The sequence below is a fragment of the Streptomyces sp. NPDC014006 genome, assembly GCF_043088925.1.
Lineage (GTDB): Bacteria > Actinomycetota > Actinomycetes > Streptomycetales > Streptomycetaceae > Streptomyces.
Genome location: NZ_JBICAJ010000003.1, coordinates 224,991 through 246,122 on the forward strand (window position 1 = coordinate 224,991; position 21,132 = coordinate 246,122).

Below are 21,132 nucleotides of genomic sequence, written 5' to 3' on the forward strand. Positions count from 1 at the left end.
GCGAACTGCACCCCCACGCGCCTGGATCCCCGCGCCCTCCCCCTTGCGGACTACCGCGGAGGTTGCGGGAACCGCACACCCACCGCACGGGTTGCGCCCGAGATCCGCCGCGCGCGGGATTCGGCCCGCCCCACGGTCCGTGACGTCGGTGCCGAGCGACCCGACCGGGGGGAAGGGTGCGACCCGCCCTGAGGGAGAGGCGGGCCGCCACGCGTGCGCGCGCAACACCCTCCGCCTGGAGCCGGTCAGCCCCGGTACCGCGGGTGCACCAGCGTCGACGGCGACAGCCCCGGCACCCGCGTGCCGGCCGCGGCGCGCGCGTCGGCGGCGAGCGCGCCGGGGGTCAGCGTGGCCGGACGGGGCCCGACGGGGTCCAGGCGCAGCGCGGGCTGCCGTGCGCCGGTACCGGCCAGGACGAAGCCCCAGTCCCCCGGCGGGTGTGCCACCCCGGCCGTGCGGTCCGGTCCGGCCGCGAACCCGGAGTCCCGGCCGCCGACCCGGTAGGACACCGTGCGCAGCCCCGCCGCCCGCAGTGTCGATTCCACGGTCCAGAACACGCGGGGCCGCGCGGCGACCGGCCCGGCGTGCACGACGAGCCGCCCGCCGGGGGCGAGCACACGCCGGGCCAGCCCGTAGAACTCCTGCGAGTACAGCTTGGTGCTGGCGGTGATGCCCGGATCCGGCAGATCCGCGATCACCACGTCGTACGACCCGGAGGGCGCCGTGCGCAGCCAGCCGAAGGCGTCGGCGGTGGTGACCGCCAGGCGCGGGTCGCCGTAGACGTGGTCGTTGAGCCGGGCCAGCGCCGGGTCGGTGCGGGCGAGGCGCACCACCTCGGGGTCCAGTTCGACGATCCGCAGCCGCCGCACATCCGGATGGCGCAGCACCTCGCGGGCGGCCAGGCCGTCGCCGCCGCCGAGGATCAGCACGCGTGCGTGCGGCCCGGCCATCGCGGGCTGGACGAGCGCCTCGTGGTAGCGCCGCTCGTCGCGGCCGCCGACGCGCAGCCGGCCGTCGAGGAAGAGGTCGAGGGGGCGGCCGGCGGTGCCGCCGGTCAGGACGATCTCCTGGACCCCGCTCTGCACGGCGACGCGCACCCCGTCGCCGTACACGGCCTGCCGCGCGGCCCGCTCGAAGTCGTCGACCTCGGCGGCGGCGAAGGCGAGCACGCCGAGCACGACGAGACCCACGGCGAGCAGCACCCGCCGGGCGCGCCGGCTCAGATCGCGGCGGAACAGCCCGAGGACGAGCGCGCCACCGGCGACGACGTTGACCGCGCCGGTGAGCAGGGAGCTGGTCAGCTGGCCCAGCAGCGGCAGCAGCAGAAAGGGAAAGGCGAGGCCGCCGACGAGGGCGCCGACGTAGTCCGCCGCGAACAGGTCGGCCACCGCGCCGCCCGCGTCCTGGCGGCGGATGCGCTGGATCAGCTCCATCAGCAGCGGCACCTCCGCCCCGATGAGCAGCCCGATGGCGAGGGAGAAGGCGACCAGCAGGCAGCGCGGGCCGCTCGCCCACACCCCGCCCCAGGCACCCGTCCAGGCGAACACGGCGTACAGGGCGAGCGCGCTGCATCCGCCGACGAGGGCCAGCGCCGCCTCCAGCGCGGCGAACCCGATGGCCGCGTGCCGGCGCAGCCGCTTGGCCGCCAGCGAGCCGATGCCCATGGCGAACACCATGACCGACAGCACGACCGAGGCCTGGGTGACCGAGTCGCCGATCAGGTACGAGGCGAGGGCGACCAGTTCGAGTTCGTACACCAGTCCGCAGGCGGCGCACACGAACACACCGGCGAGGACCAGGAACCGGCCCGTGCCCGGGCGGACGGGCAGCCGCGCGGGGCGGCCCCAGGACGGCGGCGCGCCGGGCGGGGCGGGGGCGTGCTGTTCCATCACGCTTGTGACGTTACGTCAGAGGCCCGCCACGCTTCGTCACCCACACGCGTGGTGTTGCCCCTTGGCGCGTTTGCCCGGCCGACGGCCGGTACTCCTACGGGTGCCGGCGCGGACGCGCCTAGACCGCCGCCGGTACCCGGGCGCCGACCCGCGTACGGGTGGCCACCAGTTGGCCGTCCTGCGGGTAGGCGTGCCAGGTGCGCCAGTGGACGTGACCGTCGTGGCCCTGCGCCAGCAGCGCCGTGAAGGCGTGCGGGCTGCCCGGGAAGACACCGGCCAGACCGTTGGGGTGGTCGGAGACCAGGGCCAGCAGTTCCTGCGCACGGCCCGCGAAGGAGCCCGGGGAGAGCACCTCGACGCGGGCGGCGAACTCGTACTCCCAGTCGCCGACGCGTTTGGCCACACCGAGCGGCAGGGGTGTGCTGCTGCCCGGGATACAGGCCACCGTCTCCGAGCACACACCCCGCTCCTCCTCCAGGAGTACCTGATGGGAGGCGCCGAGCAGTCGCAACTGAAGTTTGGCGCCGGACAGTTCGAGGTCGAGCGTGGCCAGTGCGGGGAGCGGTTCGCGTCCCAGGGCCCAGGCGAGGTCGGCCGCGCGCGTGTCGGTGTAGGAGGTCTTCAGGGTCGTGAGCATGGATCGGCTCCGCAAGCACGCAAAGATCAGGGGGCGTTGGTCCGTCACACCCCGGTCGACACCGGGAGATCGGCCCGGTCAGCCCGGCGGGCAGGCGTCCGCGCGAGACGTCCTCGGGGCTGGGGTGGTGACTCAGAGGGAATCATGAACTGTGCGGCCGCCACAGCGTTTTTACCCAACTTCGGAGGGTTTCCATCCCTCAGAGGGCTGCAACGCTCAACTGTTCAACGACGGCGTACGCCCACCCGCGGAAAGGCGTACGCGCGCCCACCGCACGTGTGTCGGACGGTTCACCGCGGGGCCCGGACTCGAGCCCGGGCCCCGCGGTGCGGATGCGTTCCCCTGTTCGAGACTCGGCTGCCCCGTGTCAGCCGCTGCCTCCCCCGCATCCGCCTCCCCCGCAGGACGACCCGCCTCCGCAGGACGAGCCGCCGCCGCACGAGGAGTGGCCTCCCCCGCAGGAATGTCCGCCGTGCCCGGAGTGGCCACCGCCGTGGTGCCCGCCCGAGGACGAGCCGCACGACGACCCACCGGTGTCGCCCCCGCCGGCCCACCAGCTGTTGCCGGAGCCGCTGCTGCTGCCGTAGACGGTACCGGCGGCGGCACTCCTGCGGCCGTGGTGGCCGGCGGCCCGCCGAGTGGTCCGCCGGCCGCGGCGCGCGGCGGACACGATCACCGCGATCACCGCGAAGACGATCAGCACCAGGATGAAGCCGAAGAACACGCTCACGGCGTCACCCTCCTTCCGTTTCTCCCCCGTGGACCCGCGCCGGGCGCCGCCCGGCGGGGTCCGGCGAGGCGTCCCCCGTCGGCCGCCCCGCTCTTGGTGTGACCGGGAGATGCCCGTCCCCGTCGCGGCCCAAAGCAGAGTTGAGGAACTCCAGAGCTTCGGCGCAGGATGGCCCGCATGACCTCCAGCGCCCGCCCCCTGCTGAACCGCCGGCTCGCCGAGTTCGGGACGACGATCTTCGCCGAGATGTCCGCCCTCGCCCTGCGCACCGGGGCCATCAACCTCGGTCAGGGCTTCCCCGACACCGACGGACCCGAGGAGGTCCGCGAGGCCGCGGTGCGGGCGCTGCGCGACGGACGCGGCAACCAGTACCCGCCCGGCCCCGGCGTCCCCGAGCTGCGCACGGCCATCGCGGCGCACCAGCAGCTCCACTACGGGCTGGCGTTCGACCCGGACACCGAGGTGCTGGTCACCGCGGGCGCCACCGAGGCCATCGCGGCCGCCCTGCTGGCCCTGGTCGAGCCCGGTGACGAGGTCATCGCGCTGGAGCCGTACTACGACTCCTACGCGGCCTGCATCGCCATGGCGGGCGGCACGCGCGTGCCGGTCACCCTGCGCCCGCATCTCGGCGCGGGCGCCTTCCGCCTCGATCTCGACGAGCTGCGCGACGCCGTCACCGACCGCACCCGGCTGCTGCTGATCAACACCCCGCACAACCCCACCGGCACCGTCCTCACCCGCGAGGAGCTGACCGCGATCGCCGAGCTGGCGGTGGAGCGGGACCTGCTGGTGGTGACCGACGAGGTGTACGAGCACCTGGTGTTCGACGGCGCCGCCCATGTGCCGCTGGCGGCCCTGCCCGGGATGCGGGAGCGCACGGTCACCATCTCCTCGAGCGGGAAGACGTTCTCGTTCACCGGCTGGAAGGTCGGCTGGATCACCGCCGCGCCCGGTCTGGTCGCGGCCGTGCGCTCGGCCAAGCAGTTCCTGACATACGTCTCCGCCGGGCCCTTCCAGTACGCGATCGCCGAGGCGCTGAACCTGCCGGAGTCGTACTTCACGGCCTTCCGCGAGGACCTGCGCGCCAAGCGGGACCTGCTCGCGACGGGCCTGACCGAAGCGGGGTTCGGGGTGTTCCGGACGGCCGGCACGTACTTCCTCACCACCGACATCCGCCCGCTCGGCTTCGACGACGGGTTCGCCTTCTGCCGCGCACTGCCCGAGCGGGCGGGCGTCGTGGCCATCCCGAACGCCGTCTTCTACGACCACCGCGAGGCGGGCGCACCCTTCGTACGGTTCGCGTTCTGCAAGCGCACGGAGGTGTTGCAGGAGGCGGCACAGCGGCTCAAGGCACTGGCCGGCTGACCACACTTCCGCCGCTCAGCCGACCGCACCTACGCCGCTCGGCTGTCCTCACCCCTGTTGCTCGGCGCCCGCGCGCCGGGCGGCGGTGACGATCTCCTCCAGCGCGGCGAGGTGCGCCTGGAGCGCCCGCCGCCCCTCTCGCGTGAGCGCGACCCAGGTACGCGGCCGTTTGCCGACGTAGCCCTTGCGGACGCTCACATGGCCGGCCTTCTCCAGCGCGGAGACGGTCTTGCTGGTGACCGAGTCGGAGATGCCGCAGTAGTCCCGGAGCACCCCGAACTCGGCCTCCGTGCAGGAGGAGAGGTAGGCGACGAGCGCCAGCCGGGTGGGATGCTGCAGTTCCCGGTCCAGGGCGGGTGGCGGGGTGTCGGTCACGCGTGCTCCGTTCGTATGACGCGCCGTCCGAGGTCCAGGACGCAGACCACGACGAAGACCACCAGCGCGCCGGACATGCCGTAGGGGATCGCGGCCAGGCCGCCCACGGCGATCGTCGCGGCCGGCGGCACCAGGATCCGCCAGGTCGGGCGCCCCTCCCGCCGGGGCCACGGGACGCTCCCGCCGTGCCTCACGCCCGCCCACATCAGGGCCATGAAGGCGACGAAGCCGGCCAGGCCGAGCGCGAGCAGCGGGCCCGCCCACTGCTCGTACACCCCGGTGAGCCCCAAGGCGACGAACTCGACGGCGCAGGCGGCGGCCTGCGCGATCACATAGCGGCGCGGTGTGCGCTGCGCGGCCCGGGCGGCCGCCTGGGCGTCACGCGCGGCGTGCAGGGCCGCCGCGGCGGCGTGCGGGTCGTACGGCTGGTCGGTGCTGTGGGTCATCTGGTCCTCCCCGTGTCCGGGGCGGTGGTCGGTCCGCCCCCGTGCACCCCACTCTACGAAAATACTTTCCATCTCGGCAAGTACTTTCGCTCGATCGAGTCACGTGCGCGCCCCCACCCCACCTGGGGCCTCCTGCCGGCCGCGCGCGCTGCTCGGCGCCCGCTCGGCGGCTACGCGTCGGGACTGGTCGCTCCTGGGCCGCCGCCGCCACCTGCGGCATCCACCGGTGCGCCGGGCTCCTGTACTGGTGCGCGGTCGCCGCCGCGGTGCTCGCCGCCGCGACCCGGGAGATGGTGCGGCGGCGCGGTCGCGGAGTTTTCCACAGCCTGTGGACGGGCGCCGGGCTCGCGCCGCTCGGCCGGGCCACGTACGTGCTGCGGGTCGGCCGGCGCGCCGGCGACCCGCTCGGCGGCTCCTTCGCCGTGCAGCGCCGGTGGGGCTCACGCTTCGACGCCGGGCGCGGCCCCTGCGCTTCGTCCGCCACCCGCTGCCGCACGGCGAAAGCCCGGCCCTGGCACGCGGCCGTGGTGGCCGGCGCCCTGGCCGGGCTGTCGTTCGCCTACGGCGCGTACCTGGCCGTGATCGCCCGTACGCCCCTGTGGTCCGGGAGGACTACTCCTCGCCCTCCTCGGGCTCGTCGGCGTCGTTGATCTCCTGCTCCAGTCCCAGCTGCTCGACGAGCCAGCGGTCGAACTCGATCGCGGCGCGCACCCAGCTGACGGTCGAGGAGACGAAGTGCTCCAGGCTGACGCCCATGCCGATCAGCATCTGCGCCTCGCCGATGAGGCGGACGGTGCCGTCGTCGTGGGTGTGGGTGTAGACCTTGGGCCACAGCGTGCGGCGGTTCCAGTCGTCGATGGACTCCAGCAGCTGGGGCTTCTCGTCGATCTTGTGGGGGCGGTCGTAGAACGTCCGCACCGAGAAGACCTGCTGGTCGTCCTCGCCGCGGAACATGAAGTACGTACGGAACTGCTCCCACGGCGCCGCGAGGTCACCCTCGTCGTCGACGACGTACTTGAGCTCCATCTGCTCCAGGAGCTGCTTCACGAGGTCCTGATCCGGGACGACGGGGCCCGCCGGTCCTTGCGGCTGCGGCTGGGGCTGGCCCCCGAAGTTCGGAATCGAGGACGGGTCGATGGTCACCGTGAATTTCCCTTCGTACGGATTCCGCCATCCTCCCCCAGAGGGGGAGGGGGGTGGCAAGCCCCGACGGGACCTGTCAGCCCTGGGCTGACATGATCCGGCCGGTCAGGCGAAAGCGTCACGAGCGGGAAGGGAACGGCATGACCCGAAGAGGGAAGCGGTGGGGGCTGGTGGCGGCGGTCGCGGTCCTGCCGGTACTGATCCTGATATGGCTGGTCACGGCGGTGGTGCGGTTCGCGACCAGCGACTATCCGCTGGGCGGCGCCCCGGAGCAGGCCTCGTGCACCGAGGCCCTCGCCTTCGGCGGGGCGAGTCTGCCCGACGGCGCGTACGACACCGACTGCACGGTGCGCACCTGGCTGGACACCGACTACCTCGTCACCTTCCGCATGCCCCGGGCCGACGCCACCGGCTGGCTGACCCGCACCTACGGGGAGCAGCCGGAGACGCGGCTGTGCCGCGAGGGCGCGGATCTGTGCCTGGATCTGAACAGCGACGCCCACCCGCCGCCCGCCGGCGCCGGGGCGAACGCCGTGACGGTCGACGTGACCTACGAGAGCACGTCGACCGCACGCGTGCGGTTCTCGGCATTCACCGTGTGACGCGGGCGGGCCCCGTCAGCCGGTGGCCGGCAAGATCCCCGCCGCACCCGGTGTGCGCGATGACGCGGGGATGCGCACGCCGAAAGCGGTGCGGTGGGTGTTGTGGACCCTGTGGTGGGGCTGCCTGGCGTTCTCCCCGTGGTTCCCGTGGGCGCTGTACGTCGTCCTCACGACCGGCATCTGAGCCGTCAGAGCGTCTTGCCCGTCGCCGGGCCGACCAGCAGGCCCTCGCCGAAGCGGTCCACCCGGACCGTGTCGCCGTCCTTGATCTCGCCGGAGAGGATCTCCTTCGCGAGCCGGTCCCCGATCGCGCTCTGCACCAGGCGGCGCAGCGGCCGGGCGCCGTAGGCCGGGTCCATCCCCTCGTCGGCGAGCCAGGCCAGCGCCTCGGGCGTGACGTCGAGGGTGAGGCGACGCTCGGCGAGCCGCTTGGCCAGCCGGCTGATCTGCAGCTCGGCGATCCGGCTCAGCTCCTGCTTGGTCAGCGCGGAGAAGACCACCAGGTCGTCGAGCCGGTTGAGGAACTCCGGCTTGAAGGACGCCCGTACGACCTCCAGCACCTGCTCCTTCTTCTCCGCCTCGCTGGTCAGCGGGTCCATCAGGAACTGGCTGCCCAGGTTGGAGGTCAGCACCAGGATGGTGTTGCGGAAGTCGACCGTGCGACCCTGACCGTCCGTCAGGCGCCCGTCGTCCAGCACCTGGAGCAGGACGTCGAAGACCTCCGGGTGTGCCTTCTCCACCTCGTCCAGCAGCACCACGCTGTACGGCCGCCGCCGTACCGCCTCCGTCAGCTGGCCGCCCTCCTCGTAGCCGACGTATCCGGGCGGGGCACCGACCAGCCGGGCGACGCTGTGCTTCTCGCCGTACTCCGACATGTCGATGCGGACCATCGCCCGCTCGTCGTCGAAGAGGAAGTCGGCGAGCGCCTTGGCCAGTTCGGTCTTGCCGACACCGGTCGGGCCGAGGAAGAGGAAGGAACCGGTCGGGCGGTCGGGGTCGGCGATGCCGGCGCGTGAACGCCGTACCGCGTCCGACACCGCGCGCACGGCCTCGCCCTGCCCGATCAGCCGCTTGCCGATCTCGTCCTCCATGCGCAGCAGCTTCTGCGTCTCGCCCTCCAGCAGACGCCCGGCCGGGATGCCGGTCCAGGAGGCGACGACGTCGGCGATGTCGTCGGAGCCGACCTCCTCCTTGACCATCGTGTCCCGGGCCACCTCCTCCTCGGCCTCGGAGGCGGCCTCCAGCTCCTTCTCCAGGGCCGGGATCTCGCCGTACAGCAGCTTGGAGGCGGTGTCGAAGTCACCGTCGCGCTGGGCGCGTTCGGCCTGGCCGCGCAGGTCGTCCAGCTTCTCCTTCAGCTCACCGACCCGGTTGAGGGACTGCTTCTCCTTCTCCCAGCGGGCGGTCAGGCCACGCAGCTCCTCCTCCTTGTCGGCGAGGTCGCGGCGCAGCTTGTCCAGGCGCTCACGGGAGGCCGCGTCGGTCTCCTTGCTCAGCGCCAGCTCCTCCATCTTCAGCCGGTCGACGGCGCGCTGGAGTTCGTCGATCTCGACGGGCGAGGAATCGATCTCCATGCGGAGGCGGGAGGCCGCCTCGTCGACCAGGTCGATGGCCTTGTCGGGCAGGAAGCGGGAGGTGATGTACCGGTCGGACAGGGTGGCCGCGGCCACCAGCGCGCTGTCGGCGATCTGCACCTTGTGGTGCGCCTCGTAGCGGCCTTTCAGACCGCGCAGGATGGCGATGGTGTCCTCGACGCTCGGCTCGGAGACCAGCACCTGCTGGAAGCGGCGCTCCAGCGCGGGATCCTTCTCGATCCGCTCGCGGTACTCGTCGAGCGTGGTCGCGCCGACCATGCGCAGCTCGCCGCGCGCCAGCATCGGCTTGAGCATGTTGCCGGCGTCCATGGCGGAGTCGCCGCCGGCGCCCGCGCCCACGACGGTGTGCAGCTCGTCGATGAAGGTGATGATCTGCCCGTCGGAGTCCTTGATCTCGGCGAGGACGGTCTTCAGCCGCTCCTCGAACTCACCCCGGTACTTCGCACCTGCCACCATCGCGCCCAGGTCGAGCGCGACGAGCCGCTTGTCCTTGAGCGACTCGGGCACGTCGCCCTTCACGATCCGCTGGGCGAGCCCCTCGACGACGGCTGTCTTGCCGACGCCGGGCTCGCCGATGAGGACGGGGTTGTTCTTGGTGCGGCGGCTGAGCACCTGCACCACCCGCCGGATCTCGGTGTCCCGCCCGATGACCGGGTCGAGCTTGCCCTCACGGGCGGCGGCGGTGAAGTCCGTGCCGAACTTCTCCAGCGCCTTGTACGCACCCTCCGGGTCCGCGGTGGTCACGCGACGCCCTCCCCTCGCCTTGCGGAACGCCTCCTGGAGCTTGCCGGCCGTGGCGCCCTGCCGGGTGAGCACCTCGCCGGTCCGGCCGCCCTTGGCGGCGATGCCCATGAGCAGGTGCTCGGTGGACAGGTATTCGTCGCCGAGCTCCTTGGCCCGGGCCTGGGCGTCGGCGATGACGGCGAGCAGCTCGCGGTTGGGCTGCGGCGGCGCGACGGTCGAACCGGTCACGCTGGGCAGGGAGGCGAGCACCTTCTCCGTCTCCGAGCGCACGGCGGCCTGGTCGGCGTCGACGGCGGCCAGCAGATCGACGATGTTCTCGTTCTCCTGCCCCTGGAGCAGCGCGAGGAGCAGGTGAGCAGGGGTGAGGTCCGGATGTCCCTCGGTCACGGCCCGATTGCCGGCGGCGTTGATCGCGTCCCGGCTCCGGTTGGTCAGCTCGGCGTCCACGTTCGCTTCTCTCCTCCTACACGTGCTGGGGTCAGCCGTCTCCCCGTACTGACTCGGTCAACGTACACAAAGTTGAGTCTATTCCACTCAAGGCAGGGAGGGGAGAGCTGACGGCGGCGGTCCGCCACCGCTGCGGGTAGGTTGCGTCCCATGACCGCGTACCCCCAGGACCCGGGCGCACCGGACGAGCCGTATCTCGCCTTCTGGCGGGAACGGCACCTGTGCACCCTGACGACGCTGCGTCCCGACGGCACGCCGCACGTCGTACCCGTCGGAGTGACCTACGACCCCGAGGCGGGACTGGCCCGGGTGATCACCAACAAGGCGAGCGCGAAGGTGGCGCATGTGCGGGCCGCCGGCCCCGCGGGCGGCCCGCGGGTCGCCGTCTGCCAGGTCGCCGGCCGGCGCTGGGCCACGCTGGAGGGCCGCGCCTTCATCCGCACCGAGGCGGAGCGGGTCGCGGAGGCGGAGCGGCGCTATGCGGAGCGCTACGAGCGCGTGCCGTCGCCGAACCCGTCACGGGTGGTGATCGAGATCGAACTGGACCGGGCCATGGGCCGGGGATGAACGGCGCACACGCGCACAAACTGCAGCGGCGTCACCGTGTTCAGGTCACGGTGACGCCGCTGCGGGGGGAAGCACCTGAGCGATCTGTTACGACGGGGGAATCGCGTCAGGCACTGCGGGGGGTGGCCGAGATGGTCCGCACGTCGGAGATGTCCGGCTCCGACAGCCGGTGGTCGCGCTGGTCGAGGTTCACAAAGATCATTCCGTACCGGATGGCACACCGCACAGGCTGCGGCGCCCCCCGAGGCCGCCGCAGACACCGGTACGCCCGCACGTCGCCTTCGTCGTCGCGCGTGACGACGACCGGCTCACCGAACACGGTCACCATCAGCGAATCCCCGTTGTGGGGGATGGCGGTGACCAGGTCGATGAAGTGCCAGCCCGATCGGTACGCGGTGGCCATTTCCCGTCGGAAGGAACGGTCGTCAGGTGGAGTCGCCATCATCTGCCCCCAGCACCGTCTGCCGTAGCCACGGACTCGGAGGACACCGCCACCGCCGGCCACTTACTGTCCGCTCGATCGTCGCCCTTCGTACCGGCGTGGCCACCCAGAGCTCCGAGGGCCACAACGGCGGAGAAGGTGGCGACAAGTATCGAGCGAAGCACTCTTTTCCCCATAGTCGGCTTCGTCCTCACTTGAAGGTCCCCTCTTCCCCCGTCGAGTACGACGATGGCTCATTCAGGCACGTCATGGCCACACAATCGGTGCATCATGTTCCTGCATGTTCAGGACCCTGGGGGGTGGAGATTTGATGTCGAATCGGTCCAAGACGGCACATCCCCATGCGGCGAACGAGCTGTGCGAGGAGGGTAGCCGCCTTTACGCCGGTGCCCTCCGCGAAGGCCGTATCTCCCGCTCGGAGGCGGAACCCGCCCCTTGCCTGATGGAGTTCGCCCTGCTCCACCCCGATCCCGACGACCCGGACTGGCTGCGTCCGGTCCCCCCGGCGCTTGCGCTCGCGCAGCGTTTGCTGCCCATCGAGCGGGAGATCGCGGAGCGCCGGCGGTGGGCAATCGAACTGTCCGATGCTTTTGAGCCGTTCATGGCCCTGAACGGAAACATGGCGTCGGCCACCCATTCCATCACCGTGCTGGAAGGCAGCGACCGGATCAACGCGGCGCTCGACCTGGCCACCGCCCAGTGCCAGGCCGAAATGCTCACGGTGCAGCCCAGCAACCGCTTCACCGAGCGCACCATCCGTCAGGGGCTGGACCGTGACACCGCCCTGGTCGACCGCGGTGTGCGGATCCGGACCCTCTACCAGCACACCGTGCGCTTCAACCTGGAGCAACTGGCCTACGTGGGACAGCTCGCCAACGGCAAGGTGGAGTACCGCACGATCGACGAGCTGGTCGAGCGCCTCATCATCTGCGACGAGTCCGTCGCGTTCATCCCGGCCCGGGACGACCAGCAAGTGGCCCTGGAACTGCGCAACCCGGCACTCGTGCGCTACCTGATCAAGGTCTTCGAGTTCACGTGGAACCGTGCCGTCCCGCTGAGCGCCGGGGCGCCCTACGAGACCGCCCCCGACGGCATCACGGAGATCCAGCACTCCATCGCCAAACTGCTCGTGGAGGGCCACGTCGACGAGGCCATCGCCCGCCGCCTCGGCATGAACGTGCGCACCTGCCGGGCCCATATCGCCAAGCTGGCCGCCGCTCTCGGCAGCGGCAGCCGGGCCCAGCTCGGTTATCTGATAGCCCAGTCCGGAATCCTCAACAAGGAGCAGTGAGGCGGCACAAGCCCGGCCGCCTCATCCGACGGACGGGGACTCCTGGCACGGAAAGGTGAGGTGGGCCGGGGTGTCCAGCCCCACCTGGGCGATCCGGACGCCGAGTTGGGTACGGCTGGCCGCGCCGAGGGTCTCCGAAAGACGGGCGATGTGGGCCCGGCAGGTGCGGACACTGATGCCGAGGCGCTCGGCGATGACCGCGTCCTGGTGCCCCTCCGCGAGCAGCGCCGCGATGGACTGCTCGCGGTGCGAGATGCCCTCGATACCGCTGTCGGGGATGGGCGCGTTCAGCGGGACGCCCAGGCGCCACAGCCGCTCGAAGACCGTGACCAGGTAGGAGATCAGCGCCGGGTGGCGCAGTTCGAGGGCCATCGTGCGCTCGGCGTTCGCCGGGATGAAGGCCACCGTGCGGTCGAAGAGGATCAGCCGGTCCACGACCTCGTCGAGCGTGCGCGCCTCCACGGCGTCGCCCATCAGCTCCAGATACGTCAGCAGCCCCTGCCCGTGCCGCGCCACGTGGTTGTACAGGTCCCGCATGCGCACACCCCGGCCGCGCAGGGCCAGCGCCCGGTGCAGCCCCTCGGACAGCTCGTGCTCACGGCGGATGCCGCCCGGCTGCACGGTCAGCACCTCGGTCGTGCAGGCCTGCGTCGCCTCGTCCATCGCCGCCTGGATCCGCGCGAGGCCGTCGAGCACCCGGATCGCGCTGCCCTCACCCACCCCGGATCCCGCCGCGGGCGTACGGCCGCCGAGGCCGGCGTACCACTCGACGGCGGCCACCGCCGCGCCCACCCGGCGCTGGCTGTCGGCGACCTCGTCGTACACGCCGCGCAGCAGCCGGGTCATGACCTCCTGGGGCGCGGTGGGCACCAGCCAGTCCATGTCGTCCGGATCGGGGTGCAGCAGCGCCAGATCGAGCAGGCACGGCACCTGCTCGGCGTCCCGGCGCGTCACCCGGCCGCGCCGCACCGCCCGGGAGTACACCCGGTCCCCCGCCGCGCACAGTCGGTCGGCACCGTGCGGGTGCTCCTCCGTCCCGTGCCCGGTCATCGCCCACTCCACCCCCGGTTCACGCCTCTTCGCAGCGCAACTATGCGCGGACGGAGCGTGCTGTGCAACACGGCTCGGGCGCGCGTGACCGAGGGAAACCACCGGTTCGCACCGCTATCTCCCGGCCTTTCGCCGCCCTTGGCCGCGCGGCCATGACGGCCGGACCTCTCCCCTTGGGCGAGCTGCGGCCCGACAATGCCGGACATGGTCCGTGCAGGGCGTACGACACCGACGTACCCGCTGATCGCGGTCGTCCGGGCGGCCGCGCTCGTCCTGGCCGCCGCCGTGGGCGCGGCCGGGTGCGAGGCGACCGCCGGCGCGCCGCCGAGTGCCTCCGCCCGCCCCTCGCATCGCGCTCCGGGCGAGCACCGGGACGGGCACCTGGTCTTCACCGTGCTCGCCCTCAGGTGCGGGCTGACCGCCGTGGCCGGCACGCACAGCGAGGCGCAGCCCGACGGGCAGTTCTGCACCGCGCGCCTGCGGGTGCGCAACGCCGACCCCGCCTTCCACACCTACGTCGCCGCGCAGCAGCGGCTGGTGAACGCCGACGGGGCGCTTGCGCGGCCGGACTCCTTCGCGATGGCGGTGCGCCGCCAGCACGAGCGGGTCGAGATCGGCGGGCACGACCTCATCGAGATCGAGGTCTGGTACGACGTCCCGAAGCGGGCGCGGGTGACCGGGCTGCGGGTGACCGGCGACCGGGACCCTGACGGCTACCTCAGCGGTGCGACGGTCCCGCACGCCCCGGACGGCGTGTTCGTGCCCATGACCCCGGCGACGGGGCCGTGACGGACGCCTGCCGCGGCCGGCTTCGTCGTGCCGGCCGATTTGCGACCGCCAATGCGCAACGGCTGACGCGCGGGCGGCTCAGGCGCGGGCGGCTACTTCAGCCCGATCGCGGAGCACGCCGAGGCGTACTTCGCGGTGCAGATCTCCGGCACCTTGTAGATGCCGTCCTTGACGACCGTGCTCTTGATGTTGCTCTTCGTGAGCGCGACCACGCTGACCAGCTGGGCCGGAACGTCCTTCTGCGTGGGGCTGTCGACGGTGTCGCCGGCGAGCGCGTCGAACTGGATGTCCCTGCCCTGCACCTTGGCGACGGCCATCTCCGCGGCGGCCTCCGCCTCGGTCGGGTAGGGCTTGTACACGCTCATGTACTGGTCGCCGGCCACGATCCGCTGCACGGCGTCCAGTTCGGCGTCCTGCCCGGTGATCGGCGGCAGGGTGGAGACACCGGCCGCCTTGAGGGCCTTGATGATGCCGCCGGCCATGGCGTCGTTGGCGGAGTAGACGCCCGCGATCTTCTTGGCGCCGATCGCGGCGATCGCCTCGGCCATGTTGGCCTGTGCGTTCTTCGGGTCCCAGTCCTTGGTGTCGTAGGACTTCGCGATCGTCACCTTGCCGTTGAGCTCGCTGAGCGCGCCCCGCTTGAACTGACCCGCGTTCGGGTCGGTCGGCGAGCCGTTCATCATGACGATCCGGTCGGAGGTGTCGGCGCCCTCACCGAGGGCGCCGAGCAGGGTGCGGCCCTGCACCTCGCCGACCAGTTCGTTGTCGAAGGAGACATACGCGTCGATCGGGCCCTCGGCGAGGCGGTCGTAGGCGATGACGGGGATGCCCGCGTCCTTCGCCTTCTGCACCTCGTCGGCGATCGCGTGCGAGTCGACCGCGTCCAGCAGGATGACGTCGACCTTGTTGTCGATCATCTGCTGCATCTGGGTCGCCTGCCGGGACGCGTTCTGCTCGGCGTTGGCGTACTCGACCTTGCCCTTGTTGCGGGTGAGGGAGGCGACCTTCGCGGCGATGATGGGGTGGTCGAACTTCTCGTACCGGGAGTTCACCTTCTCCGGCAGCAGCAGACCCACGGTGACGTCATCGCCCTTCGTGGGGCTCGCGGTGCCCCCGCCCTCCGTCGAGTTGAGCATGCTGCAGCCGGCAAGCGTGAGGATCATCGTGGACGCGGCCACGGTTACGGCGGTACGACGCATGCGGGGGCTCACTTCGGGTGCGGTACGAAACGCGGGTGCAGCGGCACGACCCACGTGACTGAAAAGCCAACGCGGGAGCGCCACCTTGCGTCAAGACCGGCCACCTAACGAGATGGCAACATCACGCTCCGCTCAGTCCGTGAAGGCGGGGAGAACCCCTGCCCATTCACCGCCAAACACCCCTTACCGACCCTTCACGAGCGGGGGTTCACCTTCACGAAACAGCACAGGTGACCGAACGATATCGGCCATCTGCTCGGGCTCGACCGGGCCGCGCGCGCAGCGCGAAGGGGCCCGGAGGCGATCCGCCTCCGGGCCCCTTCGCGCTGCGCGCGCGGCCGCTAGTCCTTGGCCTTCTTCGGCCGCCACACCACCAGCGCGCTGGTCTGCTGGACCTCCTGGTACGGGACCAGGTCGCGGCGGTAGGAGGCGTGGACGGCGGCCTCGCGCTGCTGCATCGCCGCGGCCGCGCCCTCCAGGGCCGCCTGCAGCTCCGCGACACGGGACTGCAACGCGGCGACCTGGTTCTCCAGCTCGATGATGCGCTTGATGCCGGCCAGGTTGATGCCCTCGTCCTGCGACAACTGCTGCACCTGGCGGAGCAGTTCGATGTCGCGGGCCGAGTAACGCCGCCCGCGGCCCGCGGTGCGGTCCGGGGAGACCAGCCCCAGGCGGTCGTACTGACGCAGCGTCTGCGGGTGGAGGCCGGAGAGCTGGGCCGCCACCGAGATGACGTAGACCGGGGTGTCCTCCGTCAGTTCATACGGATTACGTCGACGGCCGTCCATCCCACTCAAGCTCCCTTCGCGGCCTCGAACAGCTCCGCCCGCGGATCCTGGTCCGCGGTCGCCTCGCGATACGCCTCGAGCGCGTCACGAGCCTTCCCCGACAGGTCCTTGGGAACACTCACCTCCACGGTGACCAGCAGGTCGCCGCGAGTGCCGTCCTTGCGGACCGCGCCCTTGCCGCGGGCGCGCATCGTGCGGCCGTTGGGCGTGCCGGGCGGCAGCTTCAGCGTGACCGGCGGGCCGCCCAGGGTCGGCACCCTGACCTCCCCGCCGAGCGCCGCCTCCGTGAACGTCACCGGCACGGTCACCGTGAGGTTGTCGTCCTTGCGGCCGAACACCGGGTGGGCGTCGACGTGCACGACGACATAGAGGTCGCCGGCCGGTCCGCCGCGCTCGCCCGGCGCGCCCTTGCCGCGCAGCCGGATCCGCTGCCCGTCCGAGACGCCGGCCGGGATGCGGACCTGCATGGTGCGCGAGGACTTCGCCCGGCCGCTGCCGTGGCAGACCTCGCAGGGGTGCTCCGCGATCAGGCCCCGGCCCTTGCAGTCCGGGCAGGGGTCCGTCAGGGAGAAGCCGCCACCGGAGCCGCGCGCCACCTGCCCCGTGCCGACGCAGGTCGGGCACACGCGCGGCGTGCCGTTCTTGTCGCCGGTGCCGGAGCAGGCCTTGCACGGCGCCTGGGAGGACATCCGCAGCGGGACCGTGGCGCCCTCGATGGCCTCCGTGAAGCTGAGCGTGACCTCGGACTCGACGTCCTGGCCGCGCCGGGGCTGGGTCCGCGTCCCCGCGGCACCGCCCCGGTTGAACAGGCCCCCGAAGACGTCACCGATTCCTCCGCCGAAGCTGCCTCCGCTCTGGGCGCCGCCTCCGAAGAGGTCGCCCAGGTCGAAGTTGAAGGAGCCGCCGCCCGCACCCGGCCCCGGCCTGAAGCCGCCGTTGCCGAACAGGGTGCGGGCCTCGTCGTACTCCTTGCGCTTCTTGGGGTCGCCGAGCACGTCGTTCGCCTCGGAGATCTCCTTGAAGCGCTCCTCGGCCTTGGCGTTGCCCTTGTTGGCGTCCGGGTGGAACTCGCGGGCGAGCTTCCGGTACGCCTTCTTGATCTCGGCCTCGGTGGCGTCCTTGGGGACGCCGAGGACCTTGTAGTAGTCCTTCTCGATGAAGTCCTTGGTGCTCATCCCCGACGTACCCCCTTTCCGATGGTCCCCTGGTTGCTTGTGACGTCAGCCCTCGTCCGGGCCACCGCTCTCCTTGTCGTCGGCCGCCTTGTCCTCGGCGCCCTCCGCCTTCGTGCCCTGCGCGCCGGGCTGCGGCTCGGCGACGGCCACCCGCGCGGGGCGGATGGTGCGCTCGCCGATGCGGTACCCCGGCTGCAGGATCGCCACGCAGGTCGTCTCGGTGACGTCCGGCGCGTAGGAGTGCATCAGGGCCTCGTGGATCGTCGGGTCGAAGGGCTCGCCCTCCTTGCCGAACTGCTGCAGGCCCAGCTTCGCCACGACGGTCTCCAGCGACTCGGCGACCGACTTGAAGCCGCCCACCAGCTCGCCGTGCTCCCGCGCGCGCCCGATGTCGTCGAGCACGGGCAGCAGTTCGGTCAGGAGGTTCGCGTTGGCGAGCTCCTTGACCGCGGCGCGGTCCCGCTCGACCCGGCGGCGGTAGTTCTGGAACTCGGCCTGGAGGCGCTGGAGGTCCGCCGTGCGCTCGTCGAGCGCCTTGCGCGCCTGATCAAGCTGGGCGACCAGGCCCGCGTTCTCGTTCCCGTCCCCGGCCGGGGCCGCCGCCTCCTCGGAGGAGGCGGCCTTCAGCTCGGCGTCGTCAGGGGTGGCGCCGGAGGGGACGTCGGGCTTCTCTTCAAAGCCCGGGGTCTCCTCCGTCATTACGCGGCACCGTCCTTGCGCTCGTCGTCCACGATCTCGGCGTCCACGACGTCGTCGTCGGCCTTGGGCTGCTCACCGGCACCGGCAGCACCGCCCGCGGCCTGGGCGCCCTGGGCGTCGGCGTACAGCGCCTGGCCCAGCTTCTGCGAGACGGCCGCGACCTTCTCCGTGGCGGAGCGGATCTCGGCTGTGTTGTCGCCCTCGGCGGACTCGCCCTTGAGCTTCTCCTTCAGCTCGGCGACCGCTTCCTCGACCTCGGTCTTGACCTCGCCGGGGACCTTGTCCTCGTTGTCCTTGAGGAACTTCTCCGTCTGGTAGACCAGCTGCTCGCCCTGGTTGCGGGCCTCGGCGGCCTCGCGGCGCTTGTGGTCCTCCTCCGCGTAGCGCTCGGCCTCCTCACGCATGCGGTCGACCTCGTCCTTCGGCAGCGAGGAGCCGCCGGTGACGGTCATCTTCTGTTCCTTGCCGGTGCCGAGGTCCTTCGCCGTGACGTGCATGATGCCGTTGGCGTCGATGTCGAAGGAGACCTCGATCTGCGGCACCCCGCGCGGCGCGGGCGGGAGACCGGTCAGCTCGAACATGCCGAGCTTCTTGTTGTACGCCGCGATCTCGCGCTCGCCCTGGTAGACCTGGATCTGCACGGACGGCTGGTTGTCCTCGGCCGTCGTGAAGATCTCCGAGCGCTTGGTCGGGATCGTGGTGTTGCGCTCGATCAGCTTGGTCATGATGCCGCCCTTGGTCTCGATACCGAGGGACAGCGGGGTGACGTCCAGCAGCAGGACGTCCTTGACCTCACCCTTGAGCACACCGGCCTGGAGCGAGGCGCCGATGGCGACGACCTCGTCCGGGTTCACACCCTTGTTGGCCTCCTTGCCGCCGGTCAGCTCCTTGACGAGCTCGGCGACGGCGGGCATACGGGTCGAACCACCGACGAGAACGACGTGGTCGATCTCGTTGATGGAGATGCCGGCGTCCTTGATGACGTTGTGGAACGGCGTCTTGCAGCGCTCCAGCAGGTCGGCCGTCAGCTGCTGGAACTGGGCGCGGGTGAGCTTCTCGTCCAGGTGCAGCGGGCCCTCGGCGGACGCCGTGATGTAGGGCAGGTTGATCGAGGTCTCCGTGGAGGAGGACAGCTCGATCTTGGCCTTCTCGGCCGCCTCGCGCAGGCGCTGCAGGGCCATCTTGTCCTTGGCCAGGTCCACGCCGTGGCCCGACTTGAACTGCTGCACCAGGTAGTCGACGACGCGCTGGTCCCAGTCGTCGCCACCGAGGTGGTTGTCACCGTTGGTGGCCTTCACCTCGACGACGCCGTCACCGATCTCCAGGAGGGACACGTCGAAGGTGCCGCCACCGAGGTCGAAGACGAGGATCGTCTGGTCGTCCTTGTCGAGGCCGTACGCCAGCGCGGCGGCGGTCGGCTCGTTGACGATGCGCAGGACGTTCAGACCGGCGATCTCACCGGCCTCCTTCGTCGCCTGACGCTCGGAGTCGTTGAAGTAGGCCGGGACGGTGATGACCGCGTCGGTCACCTTCTCGCCCAGGTAGGCCTCGGCGTCCCGCTTCAGCTTCTGCAGGATGAAGGCGGAGATCTGCTGCGGGTTGAACGGCTTCCCGTCCAGCTCGATCTTCCAGTCGGTGCCCATGTGACGCTTCACCGAACGGATCGTCCGGTCCACGTTGGTGACGGCCTGGCGCTTGGCCACCTCGCCGACCAGCACCTCGCCGTTCTTGGCGAAGGCGACGACGGACGGCGTGGTCCTGGCGCCCTCGGCGTTGGTGATGACGGTGGGCTCGCCGCCCTCGAGGACCGAGACCACCGAGTTCGTCGTGCCCAGGTCGATGCCGACCGCACGTGCCATTGCAATTCCTCCAACTGACTTGAGTGGAACAGGCTCAAGTGTGCATGAGGCTCACGGCTCGGTCAACAGACCTGAGTCACCCGGACTCAACTCTTATCCGTTCCTTACACGCAACGGCGCTCTGACCTGCGACGACGACGGTCGGCGCGGTGGCTGCACCCGGGAAAAAGTCGGTCGCGCACTCGCCGGGACGGACTGCCGGGGCGCCCGCGCCATCGTCTGGGGCCCCTGCCCCGACCCCGGTCCCTGCCCCGGCCCCCGCCGGCGCGGCACCCGGTACACCGGCACCCGCAGCAGCGCGAGAACGACGACCAGCGCACCGCCCGCCACCCACAGCGCGACACTCGGACGGGCCCACCCGGCGTGCACCAGTACTCCCACGAGTACCCCGGCACCCGCGGCCACGCCCAGCAGTACGGCCGTGCCCTGCGCGGTCAGTCCGAGCCGCCGCAGCCGGTGCCCGACATGGTCGGGACCGCCGCGCGCCAGCGGCCGTCCGGCCAGCCGCCGCGAGAGGGCGACGAGGAGGACATCGGCGGCGCCGAGGGCGACAAGCGGCCCGAGGACGGCGGCGGTGCCGGTCAGGTCGTAGCCCGACCGGGTGACCACGGCCGCCGAGGCCAGCAGGAAGCCGGTGAACAGCGAGCCGCAGGAGCCGAGCCCGATGCGGGCGGCCGGCCAGCCGTGCATGAGGAAGCCGGTCAGCGCCGCGGCGAGCACGCTCAGCAGCACCGCGAGCCCGTCCATCACCTCCGCCGCGGCGCACGCCGCCACCCCGAAGGCGGTGAGCACCCCCACGGTCCCGGCCACGCCGTCGGTGTGGTCCAGCGAGCGGAAGGCGAAGGAGGCGAAGGCGATGAAGACGACGCCCAGCATCCCGCCGAGCACGCCCGTCTCGTCGTACGGCACGACACAGGCCGCCGCCACGGCCGTACCCACCAGCAGGAACCGGGTCCTCAGCCGCCACACGTCCGCGGCGAGACCCAGCGCGGCGAGCACGCCGCCCGCGATGAGCAGCCGGTCGTTGCCGTCCCCGAGCGGCGCGAGCCGGGTCCAGTTGCCGGCCGCGGCGACCAGGCAGGTGGCGAGCACCATGGCCGCCCCGCCGAGCAGCGGCACCGGTCGCGCGCGCCGGCGCTGGTCGATGAGCCCCATGCGCAGGGCAGGCGTCCGGAGCGCTCCCGCCAGCAGGGCGGTGAGCAGCAGGGCGGCGGTGGCAGCGGCGATCCCATAGAGCACGGATATAAGTTAGAGGTGAATGTACCAATTTGGTACGAATAACACGTTCAGATTGCGG

22 protein-coding genes are annotated in these 21,132 nt (G+C 71.5%); 7 read left to right on the plus strand and 15 right to left on the minus strand.

Going from position 1 to position 21,132, the window contains the following annotated elements:
* Window positions 1-245 precede the first annotated feature (245 nt).
* The 3 genes from ACF1GV_RS13210 to ACF1GV_RS13220 all read right to left on the minus strand — a co-directional run bounded on the left by ACF1GV_RS13210 (window position 246) and on the right by ACF1GV_RS13220 (window position 3,259).
* The gene (locus ACF1GV_RS13210; protein ID WP_391679952.1) at window positions 246-1,892 is read right to left on the minus strand and encodes a polyamine aminopropyltransferase; all 1,647 of its coding nucleotides are present in this window, start codon (window positions 1,890-1,892) and stop codon (window positions 246-248) included.
* Between the two features lie 118 nt (window positions 1,893-2,010).
* Window positions 2,011-2,529, minus strand: a complete 519-nt coding sequence (locus tag ACF1GV_RS13215; RefSeq protein ID WP_363269119.1) for a DUF2617 family protein — start codon at window positions 2,527-2,529, stop codon at window positions 2,011-2,013.
* Between the two features lie 367 nt (window positions 2,530-2,896).
* Window positions 2,897-3,259, minus strand: coding sequence for a hypothetical protein (locus ACF1GV_RS13220; RefSeq protein ID WP_391679953.1), 363 nt, complete (start codon window positions 3,257-3,259; stop codon window positions 2,897-2,899).
* A gap of 168 nt (window positions 3,260-3,427) precedes the next feature.
* Between ACF1GV_RS13220 and ACF1GV_RS13225 the strand changes: the two genes are divergently transcribed.
* Window positions 3,428-4,624 carry a pyridoxal phosphate-dependent aminotransferase gene (locus ACF1GV_RS13225; RefSeq protein WP_391679955.1) on the plus strand — a complete coding sequence of 399 codons (1,197 nt, stop codon included), beginning with the start codon at window positions 3,428-3,430 and terminating at the stop codon, window positions 4,622-4,624.
* A 48-nt stretch (window positions 4,625-4,672) separates the two neighbouring features.
* Here ACF1GV_RS13225 and ACF1GV_RS13230 read toward each other — a convergent pair whose 3' ends face one another.
* On the minus strand, window positions 4,673-4,999 hold the full coding sequence (locus ACF1GV_RS13230; protein WP_391679957.1) for a winged helix-turn-helix domain-containing protein: 327 nt from the start codon (window positions 4,997-4,999) through the stop codon (window positions 4,673-4,675).
* A complete protein-coding gene (locus ACF1GV_RS13235) occupies window positions 4,996-5,445 on the minus strand; it encodes a hypothetical protein (protein WP_391679959.1) in 450 nt (149 codons plus the stop codon). The genes ACF1GV_RS13230 and ACF1GV_RS13235 overlap by 4 nt, the downstream gene beginning before the upstream one ends.
* A 266-nt stretch (window positions 5,446-5,711) precedes the next feature.
* On the opposite strand from ACF1GV_RS13235, the gene ACF1GV_RS13240 reads away from it, so the two are divergent.
* Window positions 5,712-6,095, plus strand: coding sequence for a hypothetical protein (locus ACF1GV_RS13240; RefSeq protein WP_391679961.1), 384 nt, complete (start codon window positions 5,712-5,714; stop codon window positions 6,093-6,095).
* Here ACF1GV_RS13240 and ACF1GV_RS13245 read toward each other — a convergent pair.
* Window positions 6,058-6,588, minus strand: coding sequence for a YbjN domain-containing protein (locus ACF1GV_RS13245; RefSeq protein WP_363269126.1), 531 nt, complete (start codon window positions 6,586-6,588; stop codon window positions 6,058-6,060). The genes ACF1GV_RS13240 and ACF1GV_RS13245 overlap by 38 nt on opposite strands.
* A 140-nt stretch (window positions 6,589-6,728) precedes the next feature.
* On the opposite strand from ACF1GV_RS13245, the gene ACF1GV_RS13250 reads away from it, so the two are divergent.
* Both ACF1GV_RS13250 and ACF1GV_RS13255 read left to right on the plus strand, forming a co-directional pair.
* Window positions 6,729-7,190 (plus strand): hypothetical protein, encoded by a 462-nt coding sequence (locus ACF1GV_RS13250; RefSeq protein ID WP_391679963.1) that lies wholly within the window; start codon window positions 6,729-6,731, stop codon window positions 7,188-7,190.
* Between the two features lie 22 nt (window positions 7,191-7,212).
* A complete protein-coding gene (locus tag ACF1GV_RS13255) occupies window positions 7,213-7,374 on the plus strand; it encodes a hypothetical protein (RefSeq protein ID WP_391679965.1) in 162 nt (53 codons plus the stop codon).
* Window positions 7,375-7,378: 4 nt separating this feature from the next.
* On the opposite strand, the gene clpB is transcribed toward ACF1GV_RS13255, so the two are convergent.
* Window positions 7,379-9,976, minus strand: coding sequence for an ATP-dependent chaperone ClpB (gene clpB / locus ACF1GV_RS13260; protein WP_391679966.1), 2,598 nt, complete (start codon window positions 9,974-9,976; stop codon window positions 7,379-7,381).
* 150 nt (window positions 9,977-10,126) lie between these two features.
* Between clpB and ACF1GV_RS13265 the strand changes: the two genes are divergently transcribed.
* Window positions 10,127-10,543 carry a pyridoxamine 5'-phosphate oxidase family protein gene (locus tag ACF1GV_RS13265; RefSeq protein ID WP_391679968.1) on the plus strand — a complete coding sequence of 139 codons (417 nt, stop codon included), beginning with the start codon at window positions 10,127-10,129 and terminating at the stop codon, window positions 10,541-10,543.
* A 106-nt stretch (window positions 10,544-10,649) separates the two neighbouring features.
* On the opposite strand, the gene ACF1GV_RS13270 is transcribed toward ACF1GV_RS13265, so the two are convergent.
* On the minus strand, window positions 10,650-10,985 hold the full coding sequence (locus tag ACF1GV_RS13270; protein WP_361634932.1) for a hypothetical protein: 336 nt from the start codon (window positions 10,983-10,985) through the stop codon (window positions 10,650-10,652).
* A gap of 310 nt (window positions 10,986-11,295) precedes the next feature.
* Here ACF1GV_RS13270 and ACF1GV_RS13275 point away from each other — a divergent pair, with 310 nt between their 5' ends.
* Window positions 11,296-12,276 carry a helix-turn-helix transcriptional regulator gene (locus ACF1GV_RS13275; RefSeq protein WP_391679969.1) on the plus strand — a complete coding sequence of 327 codons (981 nt, stop codon included), beginning with the start codon at window positions 11,296-11,298 and terminating at the stop codon, window positions 12,274-12,276.
* Between the two features lie 21 nt (window positions 12,277-12,297).
* On the opposite strand, the gene ACF1GV_RS13280 is transcribed toward ACF1GV_RS13275, so the two are convergent.
* The gene (locus ACF1GV_RS13280; RefSeq protein ID WP_391679971.1) at window positions 12,298-13,326 is read right to left on the minus strand and encodes a LuxR C-terminal-related transcriptional regulator; all 1,029 of its coding nucleotides are present in this window, start codon (window positions 13,324-13,326) and stop codon (window positions 12,298-12,300) included.
* A gap of 204 nt (window positions 13,327-13,530) precedes the next feature.
* Between ACF1GV_RS13280 and ACF1GV_RS13285 the strand changes: the two genes are divergently transcribed.
* Window positions 13,531-14,115, plus strand: a complete 585-nt coding sequence (locus ACF1GV_RS13285; RefSeq protein WP_391679973.1) for a hypothetical protein — start codon at window positions 13,531-13,533, stop codon at window positions 14,113-14,115.
* Between the two features lie 92 nt (window positions 14,116-14,207).
* Here ACF1GV_RS13285 and ACF1GV_RS13290 read toward each other — a convergent pair whose 3' ends face one another.
* From ACF1GV_RS13290 to ACF1GV_RS13315, 6 genes are all read right to left on the minus strand, one after another.
* Entirely contained in the window at window positions 14,208-15,314 is a 1,107-nt protein-coding gene (locus ACF1GV_RS13290; protein ID WP_391679974.1) for a sugar ABC transporter substrate-binding protein, read from the minus strand.
* A 341-nt stretch (window positions 15,315-15,655) separates the two neighbouring features.
* Complete coding sequence (locus tag ACF1GV_RS13295; RefSeq protein ID WP_103779400.1) at window positions 15,656-16,102, minus strand: heat shock protein transcriptional repressor HspR; 447 nt, start codon at window positions 16,100-16,102, stop codon at window positions 15,656-15,658.
* Between the two features lie 5 nt (window positions 16,103-16,107).
* Entirely contained in the window at window positions 16,108-17,277 is a 1,170-nt protein-coding gene (gene dnaJ, locus ACF1GV_RS13300) for a molecular chaperone DnaJ (RefSeq protein ID WP_391679976.1), read from the minus strand.
* Between the two features lie 45 nt (window positions 17,278-17,322).
* Window positions 17,323-17,976 carry a nucleotide exchange factor GrpE gene (gene grpE, locus ACF1GV_RS13305; RefSeq protein ID WP_391679977.1) on the minus strand — a complete coding sequence of 218 codons (654 nt, stop codon included), beginning with the start codon at window positions 17,974-17,976 and terminating at the stop codon, window positions 17,323-17,325.
* Complete coding sequence (gene dnaK / locus ACF1GV_RS13310; RefSeq protein WP_391679979.1) at window positions 17,976-19,835, minus strand: molecular chaperone DnaK; 1,860 nt, start codon at window positions 19,833-19,835, stop codon at window positions 17,976-17,978. The genes grpE and dnaK overlap by 1 nt, the downstream gene beginning before the upstream one ends.
* A gap of 93 nt (window positions 19,836-19,928) precedes the next feature.
* The gene (locus ACF1GV_RS13315) at window positions 19,929-21,074 is read right to left on the minus strand and encodes an MraY family glycosyltransferase (RefSeq protein ID WP_391679981.1); all 1,146 of its coding nucleotides are present in this window, start codon (window positions 21,072-21,074) and stop codon (window positions 19,929-19,931) included.
* Between the last annotated feature and the right edge of the window lie 58 nt (window positions 21,075-21,132).

Coding starts and splice junctions, on each gene's coding strand:
- ACF1GV_RS13285 (WP_391679973.1), top strand. CDS start 13,531: ATGGTCCGTGCAGGGCGTACGACACCGACGTACCCGCTGATCGCGGTC.
- dnaJ (WP_391679976.1), bottom strand. CDS start 17,277: ATGAGCACCAAGGACTTCATCGAGAAGGACTACTACAAGGTCCTCGGC.
- ACF1GV_RS13225 (WP_391679955.1), top strand. CDS start 3,428: ATGGCCCGCATGACCTCCAGCGCCCGCCCCCTGCTGAACCGCCGGCTC.
- grpE (WP_391679977.1), bottom strand. CDS start 17,976: ATGACGGAGGAGACCCCGGGCTTTGAAGAGAAGCCCGACGTCCCCTCC.
- ACF1GV_RS13265 (WP_391679968.1), top strand. CDS start 10,127: ATGACCGCGTACCCCCAGGACCCGGGCGCACCGGACGAGCCGTATCTC.
- ACF1GV_RS13235 (WP_391679959.1), bottom strand. CDS start 5,445: ATGACCCACAGCACCGACCAGCCGTACGACCCGCACGCCGCCGCGGCG.
- dnaK (WP_391679979.1), bottom strand. CDS start 19,835: ATGGCACGTGCGGTCGGCATCGACCTGGGCACGACGAACTCGGTGGTC.
- ACF1GV_RS13295 (WP_103779400.1), bottom strand. CDS start 16,102: ATGGACGGCCGTCGACGTAATCCGTATGAACTGACGGAGGACACCCCG.
- ACF1GV_RS13250 (WP_391679963.1), top strand. CDS start 6,729: ATGACCCGAAGAGGGAAGCGGTGGGGGCTGGTGGCGGCGGTCGCGGTC.
- ACF1GV_RS13275 (WP_391679969.1), top strand. CDS start 11,296: ATGTCGAATCGGTCCAAGACGGCACATCCCCATGCGGCGAACGAGCTG.
- ACF1GV_RS13215 (WP_363269119.1), bottom strand. CDS start 2,529: ATGCTCACGACCCTGAAGACCTCCTACACCGACACGCGCGCGGCCGAC.
- ACF1GV_RS13290 (WP_391679974.1), bottom strand. CDS start 15,314: ATGCGTCGTACCGCCGTAACCGTGGCCGCGTCCACGATGATCCTCACG.
- ACF1GV_RS13280 (WP_391679971.1), bottom strand. CDS start 13,326: ATGACCGGGCACGGGACGGAGGAGCACCCGCACGGTGCCGACCGACTG.
- ACF1GV_RS13270 (WP_361634932.1), bottom strand. CDS start 10,985: ATGGCGACTCCACCTGACGACCGTTCCTTCCGACGGGAAATGGCCACC.